At 72.8% G+C, this 22192-nt stretch carries 22 protein-coding genes; 11 read left to right on the top strand and 11 right to left on the bottom strand.

What is annotated here, in order from left to right; all coding sequences use genetic code 11:
* Positions 1-22 precede the first annotated feature (22 nt).
* The 6 genes from HEQ75_RS05940 to tpiA form a co-directional block, all read right to left on the bottom strand.
* Positions 23-298, bottom strand: a complete 276-nt coding sequence (locus HEQ75_RS05940) for a hypothetical protein (protein WP_168028140.1) — start codon at positions 296-298, stop codon at positions 23-25.
* A gap of 47 nt (positions 299-345) precedes the next feature.
* Complete coding sequence (locus HEQ75_RS05945) at positions 346-651, bottom strand: hypothetical protein (RefSeq protein ID WP_168028142.1); 306 nt, start codon at positions 649-651, stop codon at positions 346-348.
* 56 nt (positions 652-707) lie between these two features.
* The gene (locus tag HEQ75_RS05950) at positions 708-872 is read right to left on the bottom strand and encodes a hypothetical protein (RefSeq protein ID WP_168028144.1); all 165 of its coding nucleotides are present in this window, start codon (positions 870-872) and stop codon (positions 708-710) included.
* Between the two features lie 4 nt (positions 873-876).
* Positions 877-2514, bottom strand: a complete 1638-nt coding sequence (locus HEQ75_RS05955; protein WP_168028146.1) for a CTP synthase — start codon at positions 2512-2514, stop codon at positions 877-879.
* A 99-nt stretch (positions 2515-2613) separates the two neighbouring features.
* The gene (gene secG, locus HEQ75_RS05960; RefSeq protein WP_168028148.1) at positions 2614-2937 is read right to left on the bottom strand and encodes a preprotein translocase subunit SecG; all 324 of its coding nucleotides are present in this window, start codon (positions 2935-2937) and stop codon (positions 2614-2616) included.
* A gap of 121 nt (positions 2938-3058) precedes the next feature.
* Positions 3059-3796: a triose-phosphate isomerase gene (gene tpiA / locus HEQ75_RS05965; protein WP_328733470.1), complete on the bottom strand. Its 738-nt coding sequence runs from the start codon at positions 3794-3796 to the stop codon at positions 3059-3061.
* A 96-nt stretch (positions 3797-3892) separates the two neighbouring features.
* On the opposite strand from tpiA, the gene HEQ75_RS05970 reads away from it, so the two are divergent.
* Genes HEQ75_RS05970 through HEQ75_RS05980 form a run of 3 tightly spaced genes read left to right on the top strand, consistent with a single transcriptional unit; the run spans position 3893 to position 8122 of the window.
* Positions 3893-5794: a peptidylprolyl isomerase gene (locus tag HEQ75_RS05970; RefSeq protein ID WP_168028153.1), complete on the top strand. Its 1902-nt coding sequence runs from the start codon at positions 3893-3895 to the stop codon at positions 5792-5794.
* Complete coding sequence (trpE, locus tag HEQ75_RS05975) at positions 5791-7296, top strand: anthranilate synthase component I (RefSeq protein ID WP_168028155.1); 1506 nt, start codon at positions 5791-5793, stop codon at positions 7294-7296. Before HEQ75_RS05970 ends, trpE begins: the two co-directional genes overlap by 4 nt.
* 25 nt (positions 7297-7321) lie before the next feature.
* Complete coding sequence (locus HEQ75_RS05980; RefSeq protein ID WP_168028157.1) at positions 7322-8122, top strand: hypothetical protein; 801 nt, start codon at positions 7322-7324, stop codon at positions 8120-8122.
* Here the strand turns inward: HEQ75_RS05980 and HEQ75_RS05985 are convergent.
* Genes HEQ75_RS05985 through HEQ75_RS05995 form a run of 3 tightly spaced genes read right to left on the bottom strand, consistent with a single transcriptional unit; the run spans position 8062 to position 12015 of the window.
* On the bottom strand, positions 8062-9567 hold the full coding sequence (locus HEQ75_RS05985; RefSeq protein WP_168028159.1) for a hypothetical protein: 1506 nt from the start codon (positions 9565-9567) through the stop codon (positions 8062-8064). The genes HEQ75_RS05980 and HEQ75_RS05985 overlap by 61 nt on opposite strands.
* A gap of 38 nt (positions 9568-9605) precedes the next feature.
* Positions 9606-10808 (bottom strand): mandelate racemase/muconate lactonizing enzyme family protein, encoded by a 1203-nt coding sequence (locus tag HEQ75_RS05990; RefSeq protein ID WP_168028161.1) that lies wholly within the window; start codon positions 10806-10808, stop codon positions 9606-9608.
* 28 nt (positions 10809-10836) lie between these two features.
* Positions 10837-12015 carry an oxygenase MpaB family protein gene (locus HEQ75_RS05995; RefSeq protein WP_168028163.1) on the bottom strand — a complete coding sequence of 393 codons (1179 nt, stop codon included), beginning with the start codon at positions 12013-12015 and terminating at the stop codon, positions 10837-10839.
* A 121-nt stretch (positions 12016-12136) separates the two neighbouring features.
* On the opposite strand from HEQ75_RS05995, the gene HEQ75_RS06000 reads away from it, so the two are divergent.
* The 6 genes from HEQ75_RS06000 to lexA all read left to right on the top strand — a co-directional run bounded on the left by HEQ75_RS06000 (position 12137) and on the right by lexA (position 17261).
* Positions 12137-12751: an anthranilate synthase component II gene (locus HEQ75_RS06000; protein WP_168028165.1), complete on the top strand. Its 615-nt coding sequence runs from the start codon at positions 12137-12139 to the stop codon at positions 12749-12751.
* A gap of 58 nt (positions 12752-12809) precedes the next feature.
* On the top strand, positions 12810-13841 hold the full coding sequence (gene trpD / locus HEQ75_RS06005; protein ID WP_168028167.1) for an anthranilate phosphoribosyltransferase: 1032 nt from the start codon (positions 12810-12812) through the stop codon (positions 13839-13841).
* On the top strand, positions 13838-14653 hold the full coding sequence (trpC, locus tag HEQ75_RS06010) for an indole-3-glycerol phosphate synthase TrpC (RefSeq protein WP_168028169.1): 816 nt from the start codon (positions 13838-13840) through the stop codon (positions 14651-14653). Before trpD ends, trpC begins: the two co-directional genes overlap by 4 nt.
* Positions 14654-15127, top strand: coding sequence for a cyclic pyranopterin monophosphate synthase MoaC (gene moaC / locus HEQ75_RS06015; RefSeq protein ID WP_168028171.1), 474 nt, complete (start codon positions 14654-14656; stop codon positions 15125-15127).
* Entirely contained in the window at positions 15127-16329 is a 1203-nt protein-coding gene (locus HEQ75_RS06020; RefSeq protein WP_168028173.1) for a molybdopterin molybdotransferase MoeA, read from the top strand. Before moaC ends, HEQ75_RS06020 begins: the two co-directional genes overlap by 1 nt.
* Before the next feature lie 206 nt (positions 16330-16535).
* A complete protein-coding gene (gene lexA / locus HEQ75_RS06025; protein ID WP_168028175.1) occupies positions 16536-17261 on the top strand; it encodes a transcriptional repressor LexA in 726 nt (241 codons plus the stop codon).
* Positions 17262-17290: 29 nt separating this feature from the next.
* On the opposite strand, the gene HEQ75_RS28730 is transcribed toward lexA, so the two are convergent.
* On the bottom strand, positions 17291-17413 hold the full coding sequence (locus HEQ75_RS28730) for a hypothetical protein (RefSeq protein ID WP_268887717.1): 123 nt from the start codon (positions 17411-17413) through the stop codon (positions 17291-17293).
* Positions 17414-17534: 121 nt separating this feature from the next.
* Positions 17535-19694, bottom strand: coding sequence for a ComEC/Rec2 family competence protein (locus tag HEQ75_RS06030; protein WP_235961322.1), 2160 nt, complete (start codon positions 19692-19694; stop codon positions 17535-17537).
* A 132-nt stretch (positions 19695-19826) separates the two neighbouring features.
* Between HEQ75_RS06030 and gltX the strand changes: the two genes are divergently transcribed.
* Together gltX and HEQ75_RS06040 are read left to right on the top strand one after the other, a co-directional pair.
* A complete protein-coding gene (gene gltX, locus HEQ75_RS06035; protein WP_168028177.1) occupies positions 19827-21224 on the top strand; it encodes a glutamate--tRNA ligase in 1398 nt (465 codons plus the stop codon).
* 155 nt (positions 21225-21379) lie between these two features.
* Positions 21380-22096 (top strand): hypothetical protein, encoded by a 717-nt coding sequence (locus HEQ75_RS06040; protein ID WP_168028179.1) that lies wholly within the window; start codon positions 21380-21382, stop codon positions 22094-22096.
* Positions 22097-22192 lie beyond the last annotated feature (96 nt).

A 22192-nucleotide genomic window follows, 5' to 3' on the forward strand; every position in this document is an offset into this window, starting at 1 on the left:
CCCCGGCGACGGGTCGGCCGCTTCAGCCGGTGCCAGCACCCCCACCGCCGCCGCCGCCGGCATCGCCCTCCCCCGCCGCGTCGACGGTGGCGACCAGGCCGGCGCGGCTGTCGCTGCCCTGGCCGCCCGTGGCACGGCCGCCCTGGCCGGGCCGCAGCAGGGCCACCGCGGCAGCGACCCAGGCGCCGCCGGCCAGCAGCAGCATCAGGTCCGACCCCTCCCAGGCCAGCAGCAGGAAGCCCGCCAGCGAGGCCGCGGCGAAGGTGGGGATAGGCCAGGAAAGGCGGATTCGGGCCATGCGCGGCCTCCTTCTCGGCGGTCGACCGGGCTGCGGCCCGCGCCCGTTCAGCGCGGCTTGCGCGTGTCCCACACGGCGGAGAAGCCGCGCTTGAGCGGCATGCCGCGGCGGTCGCAGGGCTCCACCCGGCCGCAGGGCACGGCCACCGCCCGCGTCAGCACCGCGTCCTTGCCCCGGCTGTAGCCGGCCAGCTTGATGTCGAGGGCACCGCAGGGATGCACCCGGGTGACCAGGCCCCAATCGCCGGCGCGCACCGTCTCCACCGCGCCGCCTTCGCCGCGGACCAGCCGGACCAGGTCACCGGCCTCGAACAGGTAGCTTTCGATTCCGCCGGCGCCAGTCAGGGTCTGCATGGCCGGCATCAGACCACGGAAAGCTGGAGGAACGATTAATCCCGTCCCCGCCTCCGCTACCGCTTGGCCCGCCCGCCCCCCAGCAGCAGTGTCGCGCCCAGGCCGATGGCCAGCGTCAGCGGCACGGCGAGTGACCCGAACACGGCCCCGGCCACCACGGTGGCGACCAGGGTCGCCGCCATGCCGATGCCGAATCGCTTCAACCGGGCGCGCTCATCCATCGGGCTAGACCAACCGCGCCTGGCGCACGGCGGCGCCGATGAAGCCCTTGAACAGCGGATGCGGCGCGAAGGGCTTGGATTTCAGCTCCGGGTGGAACTGCACGCCGATGAACCAGGGGTGGTCCGGCACTTCCACGATCTCCGGCAGCGTGCCGTCCGGCGACATGCCGGCAAAGCGCAGCCCCACCGCTTCCAGCCGGTCGCGATAGGTCACGTTCACCTCGTAGCGGTGCCGGTGGCGTTCCTGGATCTCGGCCGCGCCCTCATACACGTCCCGCACCAGGGAGCCCTCGGCCAGCCGTGCCACATAGGCGCCGAGCCGCATGGTGCCGCCCAGATCGCCGCCGGCCGCGCGCTTCTCCACCTCGTTGCCGCGCGTCCATTCGGTCAGCAGCCCCACCACCGGCTCGGCGCAGCTGCCGAATTCCGTGGAGGAGGCGCCCTTGAGGCCGACCAGGTTCCGCGCCGCCTCGATCACCGCCATCTGCATGCCGAAGCAGATGCCGAGGAAGGGGATCTTGCGCTCGCGGGCGAAGCGCACCGCCTCGATCTTGCCGGAGGAGCCGCGTTCGCCGAAGCCGCCCGGCACCAGGATGCCGTGCACGCCTTCCAGGCGCTTCACCGCTTCCTCGTCCCCGGCCTCGAAGATCTCGCTGTCCACCCAGTCCAGCCGCACCTTCACCTTGTTGGCAATGCCGCCATGGGTCAGCGCCTCGGCCAGGGATTTGTAGCTGTCCAGCAGGTTGGTGTACTTGCCCACCACGGCGATGGAGACCTCGCCCTCCGGCGCGCGGATCGAGCTGACGATACGCTGCCAGCGGCGCATGTCCGGCTCGCCGTAGAAGGAGAGGTTGAAGTGCCGCAGCACTTCCCGGTCCAGCCCCTCATCGTGGTAGCTGATCGGCACGGCGTAGATGCTCTCGGCATCATAGGCCGGGATGACGCTTTCCGGGCGGACGTTGCAGAACAGCGCGATCTTGCGGCGCTCGCTTTCCGGAATCCGCCGGTCGCAGCGGCAGAGCAGGATCTGCGGCTGGATGCCGACGCTGAGCAACTCCTTCACCGAATGCTGGGTCGGCTTGGTCTTCAGCTCCCCGGCGGAGGGGATGTAGGGCACCAGGGTCAGATGGACGAACAGGCTGCGGGTGGCGCCGAGCTCGTTCGCCAGCTGGCGGATGGCTTCCAGGAAGGGCAGGGATTCGATGTCGCCGACGGTGCCGCCGACCTCGACCAGCACGAAGTCCAGGCCATCCGTCTCCGCCTGGATCACCGCCTTGATCTTGTCGGTGATGTGCGGGATCACCTGCACGGTGCCGCCCAGATAGTCGCCCCGGCGTTCCGCCGCGATCACATCCGAATAGATCCGGCCGGTGGTCCAGTTGTCCGCCTTGGTGGCGGATTCGCCGGTGAACCGCTCGTAATGGCCGAGGTCGAGGTCGGTTTCCGCCCCGTCATCGGTCACATAGACCTCACCATGCTGGTACGGGCTCATCGTGCCCGGATCGACATTGAGGTAGGGGTCGAGCTTGCGAAGGCGCACCTTGTAGCCGCGCGCCTGCAGCAGGGCGCCCAGCGACGCCGCCGCGATGCCCTTGCCGAGGGAGGAGACCACGCCGCCGGTGACGAATACGAACCGCGTCATGGACGCCCCTCATAGCGAAGCCGGACGGGCGTGCCTACCCGTCCGGCGTGTGGAACCGATGAAAGCTGGCATGCACCCCGCGCGGGGCGGGGTCCGGCGTCAGTTGTTGGGCACCGTGGGTGCGGCGGGGACAGCGGGCGCGCTGGTGGCAGGCGAGCCGGCCGGCGGTGCGTCCAGGATGGACCGCGCGGGCCCCTCGCTGCGGCCCAGCATGGCCAGCACCAGGGCCAGCGCCATGAAGATGGTGCCGAGCACGGCGGTGGTCCGGGTCAGCAGATTCGCGGTGCCGCGCCCGGTCATGAACCCGCCCATGCCCTGGGAGGTCCCGATGCCGAGGCCGCCACCTTCGCTGCGCTGCACGAGGATGACCCCGATCAGCGCGAGGGTGACGAGCAGGAAGATGACGAGGAGAATAGGGGTCATGGCGCCGGCCTTCTAGCTTGTCGCCGGGCGGATGACCAGCGCCGCAGGCCCAGCCCGCGGGACCCGATGACCAGCGCCGCGGGCTTCAGCCCGCGGGACCCGATGACCAGCGCCGCGGGCTTCAGCCCGCGGACGCGGCGATGGCCAGGAAATCCGCGGCCACCAGGCTGGCGCCGCCGACCAGGCCGCCATCCACATTGGCCAGCGCCAGGATGGCCTTCGCGTTGCCCGGCTTCATCGAGCCGCCATAGAGGATCCGCATCCCCTGCCCCGCCGCGCCGAAGCGCGCCGCCAGGCTGTCGCGGATCGTACCGTGGATGGCCGCGATGTCGCCCTCGGTCGGCGTGCGGCCGGTGCCGATGGCCCAGACCGGCTCATAGGCGATGATGCCGGCGAAGCCGTCCGGCAGGGATTCGGCCAGCTGCCGGCGCACCACCGCTTCCGCCTCCCCGCCCAGGCGCTGCGCCTCCGTCTCGCCGACGCAGACCACCGGCACCAGGCCGGCGGCCAGCGCGGCCGCCACCTTGGCGCGCACATCGGCATCGGCCTCACCATGGTCGGCACGGCGTTCGGAATGGCCGAGGATGACATGGCTGGCGCCGATGTCGCGCAGCATGGCGGCGGAGACGTCGCCGGTATGCGCCCCCTTGGCCGCCGCGTGGCAATCCTGGCCGCCCACCGCCACGCCCTGCCCCAGCAGCGCCACGGCCAGAACATGGATATGCGGGAAGGGCGGGCACACCAGCAGGTCGGCCGCCGGCGGGCTGGCGGCGGCACCGGCGCGCACGGCCTCGGCCAGCGCGGCGGCCTCGCGCAGCGTGCCGTGCATCTTCCAGTTGCCGGCGATCAGCGGGCGGATGCCAGGGGTCACGAGCCTCTCCTTTGTGCTTGGCATCCCGCCTAGCAACGGCGCGGCGGGCTGGCAACGGGGCGGATTTCCGGCTACCGGGGCGGGATGATCACCTGGTTCCGCAACCTCACCCAGACCTGGTTCGCCAAGGTCCTGTTCCTGCTCCTGGTGCTGTCCTTCGGGATCTGGGGCATCGAGGACACCGTGCGCAATTTCTGGCGGGAAACCGCCGTGGTCCGCATGGCTGGCGGCGATATCGAGGTGCCGGAGGCGCAGATGGCCGCGCGGCGCGAATTGCAGCGCGTGCAATCCCAACTCGGCACCGGCTTCGAGGCGGAGGAACCGCTGCGGCGGGCCATCGCCATGCAGGCGGTGGAACAGCTGATCGCCGAACGGGCGCTGCGCGCAGAGGCCGCGCGGCTGGAGCTGGTGACGCCGGACGAGGCGGTGCAGGCCTATGTCTTCGCCATTCCCAACTTCCAGACGGCCGGGCAGTTCGACCGGCTGATGCTGGACCAGTTCCTGCGCCAGAACGACATGTCGGAGGCGCAGTTCCTGCAGATCGTCCGCGACGACCTGCGCCGCATCCAGCTGACCGGCGCCGTGCGCGCCGGCGCCGCGGTGCCGGAGGCGCTCGCCCGCGCCATGGTGCGGTACGAGAAAGAACAGCGCATCGCCCAGCTGGTGGAGCTGCCGCTGCTGGACGCGCCGGAGCCCGAGCCGCCGACCGAGGCGCAGCTGGCGCGTTTCCACGCCAACAACCCGGAACGCTTCTCCACCCCCGCCCTGCGGGAGGCGACGATCGCCGTCCTGACCGGGGAGACCCTGGCCGACCAGATCGAGGTCACGGATGCCGACCTCGCCAGCGCCTATGAGGCGCGCCGCGGCCAGTTCGAGACGGCGGAGCGGCGCGACCTGCAGCAGGCGCTGCTGCCGACGGAGGACGCCGCCCGGCAGGTGGCGGAGGCCTGGCGCACAGCCGCCGACTTCGCTGCCGTGGAACAGGCCGCACAGGCCGCCGGCGGCGCCGCGCTGGCCCTGGGCAATGTGGCGCGCGCCGACCTGCCCATCGAGGCGCTGGCGGCAGCCGCCTTCACCGCGCCGGAAGGCGGCGTGACGCCGCCGGTGCAGTCGCCCTTCGGCTGGCATGTGATGCGTGTCGCCGGCATCACCCCCGGCCGCACCGCCAGCCTGGAGGAGGTGCACGACCGGCTGCGTCAGGAATTGGCGCTGGAACGCGCCGCCGACCTTGCCTTCGAGCGGGCGAACCGGGTGGAGGACGCCCTGGCCGGCGGCGCCACGCTGGAAGCCGCGGCGCGGGAATTCGGCCTGACCGTCGCCCGGGTGACGCTGGATGCGGAAGGCCGCGACGCGGAGGGGCTTCCCGCCGTGCTGCCGGTGCCCGTGGCCGCGCGGGCCGAGGCGCTGCGCGCCATCTTCGCCGCCGAGCTGGGCCGCGCCCCCCGGCTGCAGGAGATGCGCGAGGCCGAGGGCTTCCTGGGCATCGAGCTGCACGAGGCGCGCGCCCCCGCCCTGAAGCCGCTGGAGCAGGTGCAGGCGGATGTGCGCCTGGCCTGGGTGAACGACGCCAAGCGCCGCGCGCAGGAGGAGAGGGCGGCCGCCCTGCTGGGCGCCGTGCGCGGCGGGCAGACGCTGGAAGCCGCCGCCGCCGCCGCCGGCCTGGCCAGCACCCGCATGGGCCCCTTCGGCCGCCAGCCGGAGCCCGGCGCGCCCGGCCTGACCGTGCCGCGGGAGATCCTGCCGCAGCTGTTCGCCATCCCGGTGAACGAGCCGACCATGGTGCCGACCGCGGCCGGCTTCGCCGTGGCGCAACTGCTGGAGATCGTCCGCGCCGACCCGGCCGCGGATGCGCAGGCGCTGGAGAATGCCCGCCGCACCGCGCAGCAGCAGGTGGCGGAGGATCTGAACGCCGCCTACCTGGCCGCGCTGCGCAGCCGCGCGGAACCGCGGATCAGCCCGACGCTGTTGCAACAGGTGGTCCCATGACCGTCCTTTCCTCCTTCGCCGCCTTCGCCGAGGGGCTCGCCGCCGGCCAGGGCCAGGTGGTGTACCGGGAACGGGTCGCGGACCTGGATACGCCGGTCGGCGCCTATCTCCGCCTGGTGCAGGGGCGGCAGAACGCCTTCCTGCTGGAATCGGTGGAAGGCGGCGCGGCGCGCGGCCGCTTCTCCTCCCTCGGGATGGAGCCGGACCTGGTCTGGCGCTGCCGCGACGGGCGCGCGGAGATCAACCGCCACGCGCTGTCCGCCCCGCATGCCTTCGAGGCCGACCCGGCGCCGCCGCTCGACAGCCTGCGCACCCTGGTGCAGGCGACGCGCATGCCGATGCCGGCCGGGCTGCCCTCCATCGCCGCGGGGCTGTTCGGCTATCTGGGCTATGACATGGTCCGGTACATGGAGCGCCTGCCGGACACCAACCCGGACGTGCTGGGCATCCCGGAGGCGGTGATGATCCGCCCGACGCTGGTCGCGGTCTTCGACCATGTGCGGGACACGCTGACCCTGGTGACCCCGATCTGGCCGGAAGCCGGGCAGGACCCCAAGGCGGCCTGGGACCTGGCGCAGGCCAGGCTGGATGAGGCGGAGGCGGCACTCGACCGCCCCCTGCCCCGCCCGGCACCGCCCGCCAGCCTGCCGGTGCCGCCGGCGCCGACCTCGAACTTCACACCGGAGGGGTACAAGGCGGCGGTGCTGCGGGCCAAGGACTACATCGCGGCCGGCGACGCCTTCCAGGTGGTCCCGGCGCAGCGCTTCACCGCCCCGTTCGGCCTGCCGCCCTTTTCGCTGTACCGCGCGCTGCGCCGGCTGAACCCGGCGCCCTACCTGTTCTTCCTCGATCTGCACGGGCTGTCCCTGGTCGGCGCCTCGCCGGAGATCCTGGTCAGCGTCAAGCATGGCGAGGTGAAGCTGCGGCCGCTCGCTGGCACCCGCCCCCGGGGTGCGACGCCGGAGGAGGATGCCCGGCTGGAGCGCGAATTGCTGGCCGATCCGAAGGAGCTGGCCGAGCATTTGATGCTGATCGACCTCGGCCGCAACGATGTCGGCCGCGTCGCCGAGATCGGCTCGGTCCGGGTGACGCAGAAGTTCCAGGTGGAGCGCTACTCCCAGGTCATGCACATCATGTCCGAGGTGGTGGGCCGCCTGCGTCCCGGGCTCGATGCGCTGGACGCGCTGGCCGCGGGCTTCCCCGCCGGCACGCTCTCGGGCGCGCCCAAGGTGCGGGCGATGCAGATCATCGAGGAGCTGGAACCCTCCCGCCGCGGGGCCTATGCGGGGGGGGTCGGGTATTTCGGCGCCGATGGCGACATGGACATCTGCATCGCGCTGCGCACCGCCCTGGTGAAGGACGGGCTGATGCATGTGCAGGCCGGCGCCGGCGTGGTGGCGGACAGCGACCCGGAGGCCGAGTACCAGGAAACCCACCAGAAGGCCCGCGCCCTGTTCCGCGCGGCCGAGGAAGCCGTGCGCTTCGCGGCGCAGCGGCGATAGGGCTGCCGGCCGCCGGCCAGGATTGATGCTGCCACGACGCCTTCTTCTGCTGGCACCGCTGACCGGCTGCGCCGGCGGCAGCGGTGCCGCCCGGGGCGGCCAGGCGGTGCTGCCGCGGGTGGCCGCGCTGGCCTCGCATGGCGCCCTGCCCGGCGAACCCGATCTCGTGCTGCGCTGGAACGCCATCCCGCCGCAGGCACGGAACCTCCGCGTCATCGTGCATTTCCATGGCTTCGCCGCGCCGGCGGAACCGCTGCGCCTGGCGCAGGGTCGGCTGCCGGGCAGCGGCTTGCGCCTGCCCGACCAGCCGCCAAGCCTCGCCCTGCTGCCGCGCGGCCGCCCCCTGCCCGGCCGGCCCGGCCGTTTCGACTGGCCAGCCCTGGCCGCACCCGGCGGGCTGGCTGCGCTGGTGGCGGAGGCCGCCGCCCGATTCGGCCCCACCTTCCCGCCGCCGGCCTCGCTGCTGCTGACGGCCCATTCCGGCGGTGGCGGCGGCCTGCTGGCCGCGCTGGAAGCCGGCGCCCGGGTGGATGAGGTGCATCTGTTCGACGCGCTGTACCGCGACCCGGCGCCCCTGCTGCGCTGGGCCCAGGCGCGCGCCGCCCTGCGCGGGGCGGTACCGCCGCCGGCCCTGGTGGTGATCGCGCGGGAGAACACCGCCGCCCCCGCCCGCCGCCTCGCCGCCGGGCTGCGCCAGGCCGGGCTGGACGGGCCGCGATGGCGGGTGTTGCTGACCGCGGCGCCGCACAATGATATCCCGCGGCTCTACGGCCCCGCGCTGCTGGCGGCGCCGGAGGTGGCGCTGCCCGGCACCGTGCCGGCCTGATCCGGCCAGCAGCGCGCCAGCCGGTCCGGATCGACGGGCCGCAGCACCGGGTCCGCCAGCAGGGCCTGGAGATCCGCATCCGGCCAGGGCACCACATAATGCGACCAATCCGTCGCATCGAAGACGGATTGCGCCGCGGCCTCGGGCAGGGCGCAGTCGCGGCTGGCAGCCCAGGGTTTCAGGGTGAGCAGCGAGGCTTCCATCGCCTGGCCCAGCCCGGCCACCAGCAGCAGCCCGGCCAGCAGGCGCCGCCGCCAGCCGGGCGTGGCCTGCTGCAGGCCAAAGCCCGCCGCCACCGCCAGCACCGCCAACGGCGCGATGCCCGTGCGCATCGTCATCTCATTGCCCGGGCCGAAGACATAGAGCGGCAGCAGCGCGAGCAGCCCCAGGCTGGCCAGCAGCAGGCGGGACCGGACCAGCAACAGCGCCGCCGCGGCGACGGCGCCGAATTCCACCAGCAGGAACAGCAGCAGCCGCGGCAGCGCCGCCAGCCCATGTTCGGCGAACAGCGGCCCGTGCGGGATGGTCCCGGCCCCGGCCGAGAGGAACAGCCCCTCCGGCACCGCGAGCGCCAGGCCGAGCCAGTTCGCCCCGCCGCGCGCCGCCGCGCCGACCATGCGCCAGCCGCCGGCCAGCACGGCGGCCGCCGCCAGCAACCCCGCCCCCAGCGCCGACAGCGGCGCCCACCAGGCGGCGGCGGCCAGCGGCAGGGCGACGCTGCCCAGGAAGGCCGGGCGCCTGGCATGGCGCAGCAGCAGCAGGGCCGGAATCCAGCCCGGCAGCGCATGGTTCGGCACCCACAGCAGCAGGGTGGCATGGCCGGAATACTGGAAGAGCCGCGCCCACCACTCCCCGCCACGCGCCCAGTAGCTGGCCAACCCCGCGCCCTCGGTCACGTCCAGCCAGATGTTGGGCAGCAGGTCGAGCCCGCCAAAGCCGAGGAAGACCAGCACCGGCAGCACCGGCCAGCGCCCCGGCGCCACCGCCCGCCCCAGCGCCCGCAGCAGCGCCAGCACCAGCGCCAGGCCCAGCCCGGTCCAGAGGTACAGCGCCGCCTCCGCCGCTGCCGGCCCGGCCAGGCGCCCGACCAGGGCGGCCGGCATGTAGTAGCCGAGCGGCGCGCGCAGCAGCCATCCGGCCTCCCCCACCGAATAGCCCACGGGCCAGGGGCCGGTGGCGAGGTCCAGCAGCACGGCGTCGCGGATCTGCCAATCCACCACCGCATACAGCAGGTGGTGCGTGCCGCTGCTGCCGAAGGCCCAGGCCAGCCCGCCGGCCAGGCAGGCCAGCGTCCCGCGCGCACCCAGCGGCCAGGGCCCGCGCGGCAGCAGCGCGAAGCCCGCCCCGCCCAGCGCCAGAACCGCCAGCGCCCAGGGCCAGGCGAAGAACCCCACGGCAAAGATCAGGCAGGGCAGCAGGAGCCAGCCGGTGCAGGCCAGCGTCAATGCATCCGGCGCCGCGCGCCCCAGCGCGGCATCCAGCCTCAGCTTCGGCTTTCGCGGATGGCGGCCCGCCGGCGCGTGTCCGGCTGCAATTGCGTGCCCAGCCCCGGCCCCTGCATCGGGTGGCAGAAGCCCTGTTCCACCCGCGGCAGCACCGTCACCAGATCCCGGTACCAGCTGGCCAGGGTCGCCCGCACCACCTCCTGGAAAATCGCCGTCGCCGCGTGCAGGGCGAAGTGCAGGCTGGCGACCAGCGTCACCGGCCCCGTGCAGTCGTGCGGGGCCACCGGGCGGGCCCAGGCCTCCGCCAGCGCCGCGATCTTCCGCGCTTCCGTCAGGCCGCCGCACCAGGTCAGGTCCACCATCACCACATCGGTGGCCCCTGCCACCAGCAGTTCCCGGAACGCGACCTTGCCGCCCAGGGTTTCGCTGGCGCAGATCGGCATGCCGGGAACGGCGCGCCGCAATTCCACCAGCGCCGCGGTGTCGTCCATCTTGCCGATCGGGTCCTCCACCCAGAAGGGCCGGATCGGCGCCAGCGCCTGGCAGATGCGGGTGGCGGCGGGCAGCGAGAACAGGGAGTGCAGCTCCGCCATCACCTCCATCCGGTCGCCCACGGCGCGGCGAATTTTCTCAAAGGGTTCCATGCCCTTCTTCAGGTCCTCCAGGGTCATCACCTGGCCGCCGGAGGCCGGCGCATGGACGTCGAAGGGCCAGATCTTCATCGCCGTGAAGCCTTCCTCCAGCAGCGAATGCGCCAGCTCATCGGCGCGCTGCATGAAGGCGACCTGGTCGTCATAGGGGCCGATGGCGCCCTCGCCGGCGCGGATGTCCCGCCGGTCCCGGGCGCTGTTGTAGTCGTAGCCGGCGCAGGTGTTGTAGGCGCGGATGCGGTCGCGGGAGAGGCCGCCCAACGCCTCATGCACCGGCACGCCCAGCCGCTGGCCCATCAGGTCCCACAGCGCGATGTCCACGGCAGAGGCCGCGCGCATCTCGGCGGACGACGCGCCGAAGCCGACATAGGGCGTCATCAGGTGGCGGTGGATGCGCTCGATGTTCCGCGAATCCTGGCCGAGCAGAGAGGGCGCGACCAGCTCATGGATCTGGCCTTCCACCGCCGCCGCCCCGCGAAAGCTCTCGCCGAGGCCAACCAGCCCCTCCGCCGTCTCGATCTCGACCCAGAGGATGTTCGCGCGCTCCGGCACGCGCAGGGTGCGGATGCCGGTGATGGTGGAGGCCTTCATCGAGACCCTGCCTCGGACAGTTGCGGGATCAGTCTGACCTGTCCCGCTCGGCATGGACATGGGCCGGCATCCGATAGCTGAGGCCGCCATCGGCATAGTAGGACAGCGCCATCATCTGCTGGAACTGCCCCATCCGGTGGCGCCGGCCGAGCGCGGGGAAGACCCGGTTCAGCAGGCGCTCGGCCCGGTTGGTCCAGCGCAGCACCGCCAGCGCCCCAAAACGGCCGGCCGGCGGGTATTTCAGCTGGTCGGCCAATTCATCGCCGATCAGTTCCCGCGAAATCCCGTAGATGCGCCGCGCCATGGCCCGGCGCTTTGCCGGCTCGGTGACGTTGGACACAATCGGCGCGGAGTTGATGAGGCCATTCGCCACGATGATCGCCTCCATGCTCGGAGGCGGCTCGCACATGGCGCCGATCCGAATCATGTGCAGCGCCTTCTGCATGGTCTCGAGCTCCGGATCCCAATCGGGGTGCAGGCCCATCAGGCGGCCCGTGTAGCGCCAGACCAGCATGAAGGATTGCTGTTCTTCCTGCGACATCGTCACGCCGACCTGTTCCGCCCGATGCATCAACCGGGCGGAGAAGCCGGCAACCGCCGCGGCCAGATGCGCCGAGCTCAGCGGCGTGCCCCAGGCCTCCGTGTCCCATTCCGGGGATACCGCCAGCAGGCTGCGCACCTTGGCGTGCATCAGCCGGATGCGGACCGACAATTTCCACCCCTCGCCATGACGGTCGAGGCCGCCCGGAAGGAAGACCTCCACCAGGTGCCGGTTGTTCTGCTTCAACCGTCGGAGCCCCTGGTCCACCAGCCTTCCGGTGATGCTGAAGGACTTGCTGACGAGGGTGGCGAAGCCCTCGATCAGGACGGCGCCGACGAAGGCCACGATGATCATGCCGGAATCGCGGTGGAAGGCGCGGCACGCCGGCAGGGTTGCTTTGGAATCGAACCAAGGCGGCACGATTTCGGCCTCGGCGATCAGGTCGCGCAGCGCCTGCGGTGCATCGGGAATGGCCGCGGGCCCTTCCTCGATTGCCAACCGGATCCATTCATTCTGCTTGGCGGCGGGATGGCCCTTCATCGCCTTCCAGGCGGCATCGGCCTGCGGATCGCCGATCAGCGTATGCCGGAGGTAACGATCCGCCATCTCCGGATCGATCCGGCGGGCCAGCGCGTGGCCATCGTGGTATGCACTGGGTCCGTCCATCGGCGACGCTCTCCATGGCCCTTGCCTAGATTGACTTTAGAGTACCTCCCGCTGGCCGACAGCCCCGTATGCGGCAGCCGCCCCTTGATTCGCCGCGGTTCCGGGACGACGATCCGAACGCATGATCCTCCTGATCGACAACTACGACAGTTTTACCTTCAATCTCTACCACTTCCTGGGCGACCTTGGAGCGGTGGTCGAGGTTCGTCGCAACGATGCCCTCTCGGTCGAGGCGGCGATGGCGCTGGATCCGCAGGCCATCCTGCTCTCCCCCGGCCCCTGTACGCCGAACGAGGCGGGAATCTGCCTGGACCTGATCGCCGCCGCCGCCGCGCGACGCCTGCCGCTGATGGGGGTGTGCCTGGGCCACCAGGCCATCGGCCAGGCCTTCGGCGGCAAGGTGGTGCGGGCGCCGGAGCCGGTGCATGGCAAGGTGTGGGAGGTGACGCATGGCGGCACCGACATCTTCGCCGGCGTGCCCTCCCCCTTCCGCGCCACCCGCTACCATTCCCTGGTGGTGGAGGATCTGCCGGAGACCCTCATCCCCACCGCCCGCACAGCGGACGGCCTGGTGATGGGGCTGGCGCACCGTGACCTGCCGATGTGGGGCGTGCAGTTCCACCCCGAGAGCATCGCCAGCGAACACGGCCACGACATCCTGCGGAATTTCCTGGCGCTCTCCACGCGGAGAAACGCTTTTCCCACGGCGACCGCCCTTCCCGTTGGCGCAACATGAACAAGGTCCTGGCAGACTCGAACCACAGAAACACCTCCGTCACTGTGACCGCGGCAGCATGAAAAAGATCCTGGGAAGGCTGGCGGCGGGGGAGCGGCTGGCGGAGAGCGAGGCGGAGGTCGCCTTCGGCATGATCATGGCCGGGGAGGCGACGCCGGCGCAGATCGCCGGGCTGCTGATGGCCATGCGGGTGCGTGGCGAGACGGTGGCGGAAATGACCGGCGCGGTGCGCGCCATGCGCGCCCGGATGATCCCGGTGGAGGCGCCGCCGGATGCGATGGACATCGTCGGCACGGGCGGGGACGCCGCCGGCACGCTGAACATCTCCACCGCCGCGGCGCTGGTGGTGGCGGGCTGCGGGGTGAAGGTGGCCAAGCACGGCAACCGCGCGCTGTCCTCGCGTTCCGGCGCCGCGGATGCACTCTCCGCGCTGGGCATCCCGGTGATGGAAACGCCGCTGGAGGCGCTGCCGCGGGTGCTGGAAAAGGCCGGGATGGTCTTCCTGATGGCGCCGCGCCACCACGCCGCGCTGCGCCACGCCGCCGGCCCGCGCATGGAACTCGGCACCCGCACCATCTTCAACCTGCTGGGCCCGATGGCCAATCCGGCGCGGGTGACGCGGCAGATGACGGGCGTCTATGCGCCGGAATGGCTGCGCCCGATGGCGGAGACGCTGGGGCGGCTCGGCACCCAGCGGGCCTGGCTGGTGCATGGCCAGGGGCTGGACGAGCTGACACTGGCCGGGCCCTCCCAGGTGGTGGAATTGCGGGATGGCCGCATTCACGAATTCGCGGTCTCGCCGGAGGATGCCGGGCTGCCGCGCGCCCCGGCCTCCGCACTCAAGGGCGGCGATCCGGCGGAGAATGCGGCGGCGCTGCTGGCGCTGTTGCAGGGGGCGCAGGGCGCCTATCGCGATTGCGTATTGCTGAACGCCGCCGCCGCCCTTGTGGTGGCCGGCAAGGTGGACGACATCCGCGCCGGCGCCGCGAAGGCCGCCGCCGCGATCGACAGCGGCGCGGCCCTGGCCGTGCTGGACCGATTGCGCCAGGCCGCCGCGCCGCCCCCCGAAGCCGAGCACCCGCCCCGATGAATGTTGCCGCCCCCATCCTGTCCGACACGCTGGCCCGCATCCTCGCCGACAAATACGAGGAGGTGCGGGAGCGTTCGGCCGCCATGCCGCTGTCCGAGGTGGAACACCAGGCGCGCCATGCCGGCCCGACCCGCGACTTCACCGGCGCGCTGTGTTCCGCCGTGGCGGAGGGCCGCGTCGGGCTGATCGCCGAGATCAAGCGCGCCTCCCCCTCCGGCGGGCTGATCCGGGAACCCTTCGAGCCGGCGGAACTGGCCCGCGCCTATGAACGCGCCGGGGCCGCCTGCCTGTCGGTGCTGACGGATGCGCCCTGGTTCCAGGGCGATCTCGGCCACATGGTGCAGGCCCGCGGCGCCTGCGCCCTGCCGGTGCTGCGCAAGGATTTCATGGTGCATCCCTGGCAGGTGTTCGAGGCGCGCGCGATGGGCGCGGACGCCATCCTGCTGATCCTGGCCGCCCTGTCCGACGAGCAGGCGCATGAGCTGGAGGATATCGCCCGGTCGCTGGACATGGCCGTGCTGGCGGAGGTGCATGATGCGCGGGAGCTGGAGCGGGCCCTGGGGCTGGAGACGCGGCTGATCGGGGTGAACAACCGCAATCTCAAGACCTTGGTGACCGATCTTGCGGTATCGGACGAGCTTATCCCGCAGATTCCGGCGGACCGCATCCCGGTCGGCGAAAGCGGCATCCGCACGCCCGAGGATGTGCGCCGCCTGTGCCGCGCCGGCGCCCGCTGCCTGCTGGTGGGCGAGCATCTGCTGCGCCAGCCGGATGTGGAGGAAGCGGCGCGCGGGCTGATCACCGCGCTGTAGATGCCCCGCCTGACCCATTTCGACGCCGCCGGCGCCGCCGCCATGGTGGATGTCTCGGCCAAGGCGGACACCGATCGCACCGCCATCGCCCGCGGCCGCATCGTCATGGCGCCGGAGACGCTGGCGCTGATCCGCCAGGGGCAGGTCGGCAAGGGGGATGTGCTGGGCGTGGCGCGGATCGCCGGCATCATGGCCGCCAAGCGCACCGCGGACCTCATTCCGCTGTGCCACCCGTTGGCGCTGGCCAAGGTGACGGTGGATTTGACCCCGGTGGAGCCCGACGCGGTGGAGATCGAGGCGCTGGTGAAGGTGACGGGCCAGACCGGCGTGGAGATGGAGGCGCTGACGGCGGTGAGCGTCGCGGCGCTGACGATCTACGACATGTGCAAGGCCGCCGACCGGGGCATGCGCATCGAGTCGGTGCGCGTGGTGCACAAATCCGGCGGAAAATCCGGGACCTACGAGGCGAGCTGATGATCCCGCTGGACGATGCGCGCGACCGCATCCTCGCCGCCCTTCGGCCCGTGGCGGCGGAGACGGTGGCGCTGGCGGAAGGCTGGGGCCGGGTGCTGGCGCGGCCCGTGGTGGCGCGGCTGACGCAGCCGCCGGCTGATGTCTCCGCCATGGATGGCTATGCGGTGCGCGCGGCGGAGGCGGTGGCCGGCGCCAGCCTGGCGGTGATCGGCGCGGCGCCTGCCGGCCACCCCTTCGCCGGCCGCGTCGGCCCGGGCGAGGCGGTGCGCATCTTCACCGGCGGAATCGTGCCCGCGGGCGCCGATGGCATCCTGCTGCAGGAGGATGCGGAGGCCGCGGCGGGCCGGGTGACGGTGCGGGAAGCGGTGCGGCCCGGCGGCTGGATCCGCCCGCAGGGCCTGGATTTCACGGCCGGCGCGGTGCTGCTGCCGGCCGGCCGGCAGCTGACCGCGCGCGACATCGGCCTGGCCGCGGCGGCGAACCACCCCTGGCTGGCGGTGCATCGCCGCCCGGTCATCGGCATCCTGGCGACCGGGGATGAGATCGCCCTGCCCGGGGAGCCGATTCCGGCCGGTGGCATCGTCTCCTCCAACGCGCATGCGCTGGCGGCGCTGATCCGCGCCGGCGGCGGACAGCCGATGGTGCTGCCGATCGCGGGCGATGACCGGGGCGCCATTGCCGCCGGCGCCGCCGTGCGGGGCTGCGACCTGCTGGTGACCACCGGCGGCGCCAGCGTCGGCGAGCATGATCTGATCCAGGCTGCGCTGGGGGAGGAAGGCTTCGCGCTGGATTTCTGGAAGATCGCCATGCGGCCGGGCAAGCCGCTGATCTGGGGGCGGCTGGGCGCCGTACCGGTGCTGGGGATGCCGGGCAACCCGGTCGCCGCCCTGGTCTGCGGCGTCCAGTTCCTGCTGCCGGCGCTGGCGGTGATGTCCGGCCTGCCGGCCGCGCCGCCGCCGACCACCACGGTGCGCGCCGGCGCGGCGCTGGCCGCCAATGATCGCCGATTCGACCATCTGCGCGCCACGCTGCACCGCGATTCGGCCGGCCGGCAGGTCGCCACCCCCTTCCCGCAGCAGGACAGTTCCATGCTGGCCAACCTGGCGCGGGCGCAGGCGCTGATCCTCAGGCCCGTCCTGGCCCCGGCCCTGCCGGAAGGGGCGGAGGTGCCGGCGATCCTGCTGGGCGAGCACGGCATCTGAGACCCGCCCGGGACCCCGTCCTGGAGTGGCTTTCGCCAAGGGGTGTGGAAAACATTTGACGCGCCGGCTGGAACCTACATAGAACATCCACGCCGGTTGCTTGTTTGTTCGGGGGCGTATCGCCCGGAGCATCGGCGGTGGAGATCGCCGATGCCCTTGCAGTTGCCCCTGCAGATGCCCCTGCACCCCGCGCGCCGGAGGCCGTCATGCTGACGCGCAAGCAGCATGAATTGCTGATGTTCATCGACAAGCATCTGCGCGCCACCGGCTTCTCGCCCTCCTTCGAGGAGATGAAGGACGCGCTGCGGCTGAAGTCCAAATCGGGCATCCACCGGCTGATCACGGCGCTGGAGGAACGCGGCTTCCTGAAGCGGCGCGCGCATCGGGCCCGGGCATTGGAAGTGGTGCGACTGCCGGAGAGCATGGCGCCGCGCCAGGCTGCCCCGCCACCGCCGCCCGCCCCGCCGGCGCAGCCGGCCTTCGTGCCCAATGTCATCCGCGGCCATTTCGCCCCGGGCCTGGCGGGCGTGCAGAAGGCGGCGAACGAGGCCGGCTCGGTCGCGCTGCCGCTCTATGGCCGGATTGCCGCCGGCCTGCCGATCGAGGCGACGCGGGACACGGCGATGGTGGATGTGCCGGCCACGCTGCTGAGCGGCGGCGAACACTACGCGCTGGAGGTTGCCGGCGATTCGATGATGGAGGCCGGGATCCTGGACGGCGACACCGTCATCATCCGGCGCGGCGACACGGCGGAGAACGGGTCCATCGTGGTGGCGCTGGTGGACGACCAGGAGGTGACGCTGAAGCGCCTGCGCCGGCGCGGCAATTCGGTGGCGCTCGAACCCGCAAACCGGGCCTATGAGACGCGCATCTTCGGCCCGGACCGGGTCCGGGTGCAGGGGCGGCTGATCGGCCTGCTGCGGAAGTACTGAGGAGGAAGCCGGGCGGGTGGAGGCCTGGTTCAGTAGGGGTCCCACTCGCTGCTGCGGGTGGCGCGCCAGGCATTCACCCGCTGCCACATCGCCAGGGCCACCGCCCCGGTTGCCATGCCCGCCCCCAGCATGATTGCCACTGTCATCGTCATGCCCTTTCCGCCCATGTCATGCAGCCCGGCCTTGCTGGCCAGGCATTGTCTTCCACAATTCATGAAGGCCGACGGGGTTTCCCCCTGACGAAGATTTTGCCGCCAAAACACTAACGAACCATTACGATCCTGTCGGGTCCCGCGGCGCCATCGGCAGGCTCTCCGCCCGCCCCGGCAGGGGTGGCGGCGGCACCCAGGGGCGGTCGCCGCGCCAGGCGCGGTCGCTGTGGCGCAGCGGCGGGTCGAGCCAGACGGCCTGGGCGCCTTCCCGCCACAGGGTGAAGCGGTCGATCCGCTCCGCGCCGCAGGTCCCGGCGATCGGCGCCAGCGCCACCAGCAGCGCGGCCTCGCAGGCGGCGCCCGGCTCCACCGGCGGGCTGCGGCCGCCGCGGGGCACCGGCGGGGACCGCAGCAGCACCGCTTCCACCCCGCCTGGATGCGGCCGGAAGCGGCAGGCCTCCGGCGTGCAACGCAGGGCGCCGCCCGCGGCCTCGCCTGCCACCGGCAGGGGCTCCGCCGTGCTGGCGCCCAGCGCGCGCAGCATGGAGTCACGCACGAAGGCGCGGGCGCCGGGCATCCGGTGCAGGAACACCCCCTGCCCCGTCCGCAGCAGCACGATCCGCGCATCGGCGGACACCAGCAGGTCCGGCGGCGTCGCCATCATGCCGGCCCCCAGCGCCCCCGCCAGCACCGGTACGCCGGCCAGGCGCAGCGCGCCGCGCCACAGGCACAGCCAACAGAAGCCGAGGGCCGCCAGCGCCAAGGCCCAACCTGGCAGCGGCACCCAGGCCGGCGCCGCGCCCGGCAGCGCCGCCACCAGCCGGGCCACGGCCAGGATGCTCTCCACCCCCCAGCCCATCAGCCAGAGCGGCCAGCCCTGCAGCCCGAACGGCAGCGCCAGCACCGCCGCGAGCGCCGCCGGCATCACCAGCAGCGAGGTCAGCGGCACCGCCAGCGCATTGGCCAGGATGCCGAAGACCTGCAGCCGGCCGAAATGGTGCAGGCCGAAGGGCGCCGTGGCCGCCCCGGCCAAGGCGGAGGTCACCGCCAGCCCCGCCACCGCCAGCAACAGCCGCCCGCCCCAGCCAGGCCAGCGCCGCCCCAGCCAGGGCCGCACCGCGTCATGGCCCGCAATCAGCGCCAGCACCGCGGCGAAGGACATCTGGAAGGACGGCCCCAGCAGTTCCGCCGGCGCCAGCACCAGCACCAGGGCGGCTGCGATCGCCAGCACGCGCAGCGACAGGGCGCGGCGGCCGGCCAACAGCGCCAGCGTCACCAGCGCCGCCATGCCGAGGCAGCGCTGCATCGGCACCTGGGACCCGGTCAGCAGCATGTATCCCGCCCCGGCCGCCAGCGCGCCCAGCGCCGCCAGCGCCTTGCCCGGCACCCGCAGCGCGACGAAGGGCACCAGGGCCAGCGCCAGGCGCAGCACGCCGAAGACCAGGCCCATGACGATGGCCATGTGCAGGCCGGAGACGGACAGCAGATGCGCCAGGCCGGAATCGCGCATCGCCGCCAGCGCTTCCTCCGGGATGCCGCTCTGCGTGCCGGTCAGCAGCGCCGCGGCCACGCCGCCGGCGGCGCCGGGAATGGCGGCGGCCACCAGCGCCTCCAGCCGCGCACGCAGGCCGGCCAGGCCGCCACCCTGCCCGGGCGCCACCAGCGCCGGCCCCAGGGCGAAGCCGGACCCGCCAAGGCCGGAGAAGAAGGCCGCGCGCTGGAAGTCGTAGCCGCCAGGGACCACCGGCGCGCCCGGCTCGCGCAGCAGGGCGCGGACGGCGAGCCGGTCCCCGGGCTGCGGCCGGGCCGGGTCGTCGGCGCGCAGCCGCACGCGCAGATGGCGCGCCACGGGCGGCGCCGCATCCAGCCGCGCTGCCGCCAGCGTCACCCGCAGCCCGGCGGGCAGCGCCTCCACCACCGCGACGCGGCCCTCCAGCTGGACAGCGCCATAGGGCAGCACCAGCGGCGCCGGCTGGCGCGCGGCATGCCAGCCGGCCAGCCACAGGCCGAGCAGGAAGGCGGCGAGCAGCCCCAGCAGCCAGCCCGCCAGCGGTCGGCGGCGCGCCAGCCAGGCGGCGGCCAGGACCAGCGCCGGTGCCAGCCAGGCCGGCAAGGGCGCCGGTTCCTCGGCCAGCGCGAAGTAGTGCAGCACCCCGGATCCCAGCGCCACCGCCAGCCAGGGCGCGAGGCGGCCATGCTGCGCGCCGAGCTGCGCCGCCCCCCAGCCGGCAAGCCGGTCGGCCGGGCGCGCCAGCATCGGCGGGAACAGCGTGAGGGACATCTCAACCCATGGTGGCGGATTCCCGGCGCGCCAGCAACGCCGGCATGCCCCCGGTCGGCCCCGGGGTTGGGCGCGGCCGGCGATCCGCGCTATCGAGCCCGCCACCCTCCATCGAGCCGGAAACCCGCCCCCATGTCGGTCCGCACGCGCTTCGCCCCCTCCCCCACCGGCTACCTGCACATCGGCGGCGCCCGCACCGCGCTGTTCAACTTCCTGTTCGCCCGCCACCATGGCGGCCAGTACCTGCTGCGCATCGAGGATACGGACCGCGCCCGCTCCACCACCGAGGCGGTGCAGCAGATCCTGGACAGCCTGGACTGGCTCGGCCTGAGCCCGGACGAGCCGCCGGTGCTCCAGACCAGCCGCGAATCCCGCCATGCGGAGGTGGCGCACGCCCTGCTGGCGGCCGGCCGCGCCTACCTCGCCTACGACACGCCGGAGGAGCTGGCGGCGATGCGGGCGGCGGCGGAGGCCGCCAAGCGCCCGTTCAAATACGATGGCAGCCGCTGGATGAACCTGGAGCCCGGCCAGGCGCCCAGCCTGCCGGCCGCCATCCGCATCAAGGCGCCGAAGGGCGGCGAGACGGTGGTGCAGGATCTGGTGCAGGGCGAGGTGCGCGTCGCCGATGCCGAGCTGGACGACATGATCATCCTGCGCAGCGACGGCACGCCCACCTACCTGCACGCGGTGGTGGTGGACGACCACGACATGGCCATCACCCATGTCATCCGCGGCGACGACCACCTGACCAACACCTTCCGCCAATGCATGGTCTACGACGCCATGGGCTGGCGGCGGCCGCATTTCGCGCATATCCCGCTGATCCATGGCGCCGATGGCGCCAAGCTGTCGAAGCGCCACGGCGCCGTCGGCGCGCTGGAGTTCCGCGACCAGGGCTTCCTGCCGGAAGCGGTCTGCAACTACCTGCTGCGGCTGGGCTGGGGCCATGGCGACGAGGAGATCGTCGACCGCGAGCGCGCCATCGCGCTGTTCGACCTCGCCGATGTCGGCCGCGCCGCCTCCCGCATGGACTACGCCAAGCTGACGCATCTGAACGGCGTCTATATCCGCGCGGCGGAGGATGACCGCCTGGTGCGCGAGGTGCTGGCCCGCTTCACCCGGCAGGGGGTGGATTTCGGCACCATCGCCGCGGCGCGGCTGCGCGCCCTGATGCCGGACCTGAAGGCGCGGGCGCGCACGGTGAACGAGCTGGCGGAAGGCGCCCTGTTCGTCATGGCCGATGGCGTGCCGGAACCCGACGCCAAGGCGGCCGCGCTGCTGACGCCGGAGGCGCGGGAGCGGCTGGGCAACCTCGCCGCTTTCCTCGCCGAGGCGCCCTGGGAACGCGCGGATCTGGAACAGTGGCTGCGCGACTATGCCGAGGTGAAGGGCGTGAAGCTGGGCCAGGTGGCGCAGCCGCTGCGCGTGGCGTTGACCGGCAGCACGCAGAGCCCGCCGATCGACGCGGTGCTGGTGGCGCTGGGCAAGGCGGAGGCGATCGCCCGGATCGAGGCCACCGCGGCGGGCTGATCCGCTGCCCCGGAACACCGCGCACACAGGATCGTGAGAATGCCGACCGGCCGCCCGGGAGGGCGGTCGGTTGATTTTTCTTGACCACTTTCGGGGAGAACGTCTAAAAAAACAATTAATGCGCGGTGATTGGTTCATCGTGCGCGGAGGATGTCATGCGCACCGTCTCCAAGGTGACTTATTGGATCGCCGGCTTCGTCGGCACCGCCATCTGGACCAGCGCCATCATCGCCGTCTCCAACCTGCCGCTGCCCACCCAGCTTGCGCTCGGCGCCATGGGCCTGGTCGGCTGCGTCTGGGGGCATGCGGTGCTGTTCCCGCGCGACCGGCCGGTGGGCGAGCCCAGCGCCCCCGGCCGCATGCCGCGGGCCGAGGCGATGCGCGCCGCGGAAGCCGCCGCCCACCTGCCGCTCGGCATCGCCCGCGTCCCGGTCAGCCGCCCGCCGCGGACCGCCAGCCTGCCGCCGGGCGACCTGCCGCCGCTGCTGCGCCTGCCCTTCGAGGAGGCGGCGCGGATGGAGGCGCATCGTCTGGCCGAGGCGATCACCGCCGCCGGCCTGTTCGGCCCTGTCAATGTGCGGCTGGAAGCCGATGGCAGCGCGGTCATCGCCCCGGTGCAGTCCAGCGGCGGCGTGCGCATCCCGGCGGCCAAGCTGGTCCGCTTCGCCGCCTATGCGGCGCAGCCGGACGGGCTGGCGCAGTCCGGGCGGCATGGCGCCGGCACCTGGCCCGGCCAGGATGTGCTGGCGGCGATCGATGCCCACCTGGCCGCCATCGCGCCGCCCATGCCGCCCGCGACGCGCCCGGCCGCGGCCGTCCCTGGCCCGGCGGCGCCGCAGCAGCCCGGCACGACGGCCCGCCTGGCCTTCTGAAAACGCCGGCCGACTCAAGCGACCCGCAGCGGCGGGTCGCAACGGCCCCCCGGCCTGCAACCGCCGTCTCATTAATCGTCACCCCCGCGACATGTT

This window comes from Falsiroseomonas selenitidurans (assembly GCF_012103215.1).
Taxonomy (GTDB): Bacteria; Pseudomonadota; Alphaproteobacteria; order Acetobacterales; family Acetobacteraceae; genus Falsiroseomonas; species Falsiroseomonas selenitidurans.

Excerpts from the sequence above, each read along its gene's own strand:
- HEQ75_RS05940 (WP_168028140.1), bottom strand. The coding sequence starts at position 298 with ATGGCCCGAATCCGCCTTTCCTGGCCTATCCCCACCTTCGCCGCGGCC.
- HEQ75_RS05945 (WP_168028142.1), bottom strand. The coding sequence starts at position 651 with ATGCAGACCCTGACTGGCGCCGGCGGAATCGAAAGCTACCTGTTCGAG.
- HEQ75_RS05950 (WP_168028144.1), bottom strand. The coding sequence starts at position 872 with ATGGATGAGCGCGCCCGGTTGAAGCGATTCGGCATCGGCATGGCGGCG.
- HEQ75_RS05955 (WP_168028146.1), bottom strand. The coding sequence starts at position 2,514 with ATGACGCGGTTCGTATTCGTCACCGGCGGCGTGGTCTCCTCCCTCGGC.
- secG (WP_168028148.1), bottom strand. The coding sequence starts at position 2,937 with ATGACCCCTATTCTCCTCGTCATCTTCCTGCTCGTCACCCTCGCGCTG.
- HEQ75_RS05970 (WP_168028153.1), top strand. The coding sequence starts at position 3,893 with ATGATCACCTGGTTCCGCAACCTCACCCAGACCTGGTTCGCCAAGGTC.
- trpE (WP_168028155.1), top strand. The coding sequence starts at position 5,791 with ATGACCGTCCTTTCCTCCTTCGCCGCCTTCGCCGAGGGGCTCGCCGCC.
- HEQ75_RS05980 (WP_168028157.1), top strand. The coding sequence starts at position 7,322 with ATGCTGCCACGACGCCTTCTTCTGCTGGCACCGCTGACCGGCTGCGCC.
- HEQ75_RS05990 (WP_168028161.1), bottom strand. The coding sequence starts at position 10,808 with ATGAAGGCCTCCACCATCACCGGCATCCGCACCCTGCGCGTGCCGGAG.
- HEQ75_RS05995 (WP_168028163.1), bottom strand. The coding sequence starts at position 12,015 with ATGGACGGACCCAGTGCATACCACGATGGCCACGCGCTGGCCCGCCGG.
- HEQ75_RS06000 (WP_168028165.1), top strand. The coding sequence starts at position 12,137 with ATGATCCTCCTGATCGACAACTACGACAGTTTTACCTTCAATCTCTAC.
- trpD (WP_168028167.1), top strand. The coding sequence starts at position 12,810 with ATGAAAAAGATCCTGGGAAGGCTGGCGGCGGGGGAGCGGCTGGCGGAG.
- trpC (WP_168028169.1), top strand. The coding sequence starts at position 13,838 with ATGAATGTTGCCGCCCCCATCCTGTCCGACACGCTGGCCCGCATCCTC.
- moaC (WP_168028171.1), top strand. The coding sequence starts at position 14,654 with ATGCCCCGCCTGACCCATTTCGACGCCGCCGGCGCCGCCGCCATGGTG.
- HEQ75_RS06020 (WP_168028173.1), top strand. The coding sequence starts at position 15,127 with ATGATCCCGCTGGACGATGCGCGCGACCGCATCCTCGCCGCCCTTCGG.
- lexA (WP_168028175.1), top strand. The coding sequence starts at position 16,536 with ATGCTGACGCGCAAGCAGCATGAATTGCTGATGTTCATCGACAAGCAT.
- HEQ75_RS28730 (WP_268887717.1), bottom strand. The coding sequence starts at position 17,413 with ATGACGATGACAGTGGCAATCATGCTGGGGGCGGGCATGGCAACCGGG.
- HEQ75_RS06030 (WP_235961322.1), bottom strand. The coding sequence starts at position 19,694 with ATGTCCCTCACGCTGTTCCCGCCGATGCTGGCGCGCCCGGCCGACCGG.
- gltX (WP_168028177.1), top strand. The coding sequence starts at position 19,827 with ATGTCGGTCCGCACGCGCTTCGCCCCCTCCCCCACCGGCTACCTGCAC.
- HEQ75_RS06040 (WP_168028179.1), top strand. The coding sequence starts at position 21,380 with ATGCGCACCGTCTCCAAGGTGACTTATTGGATCGCCGGCTTCGTCGGC.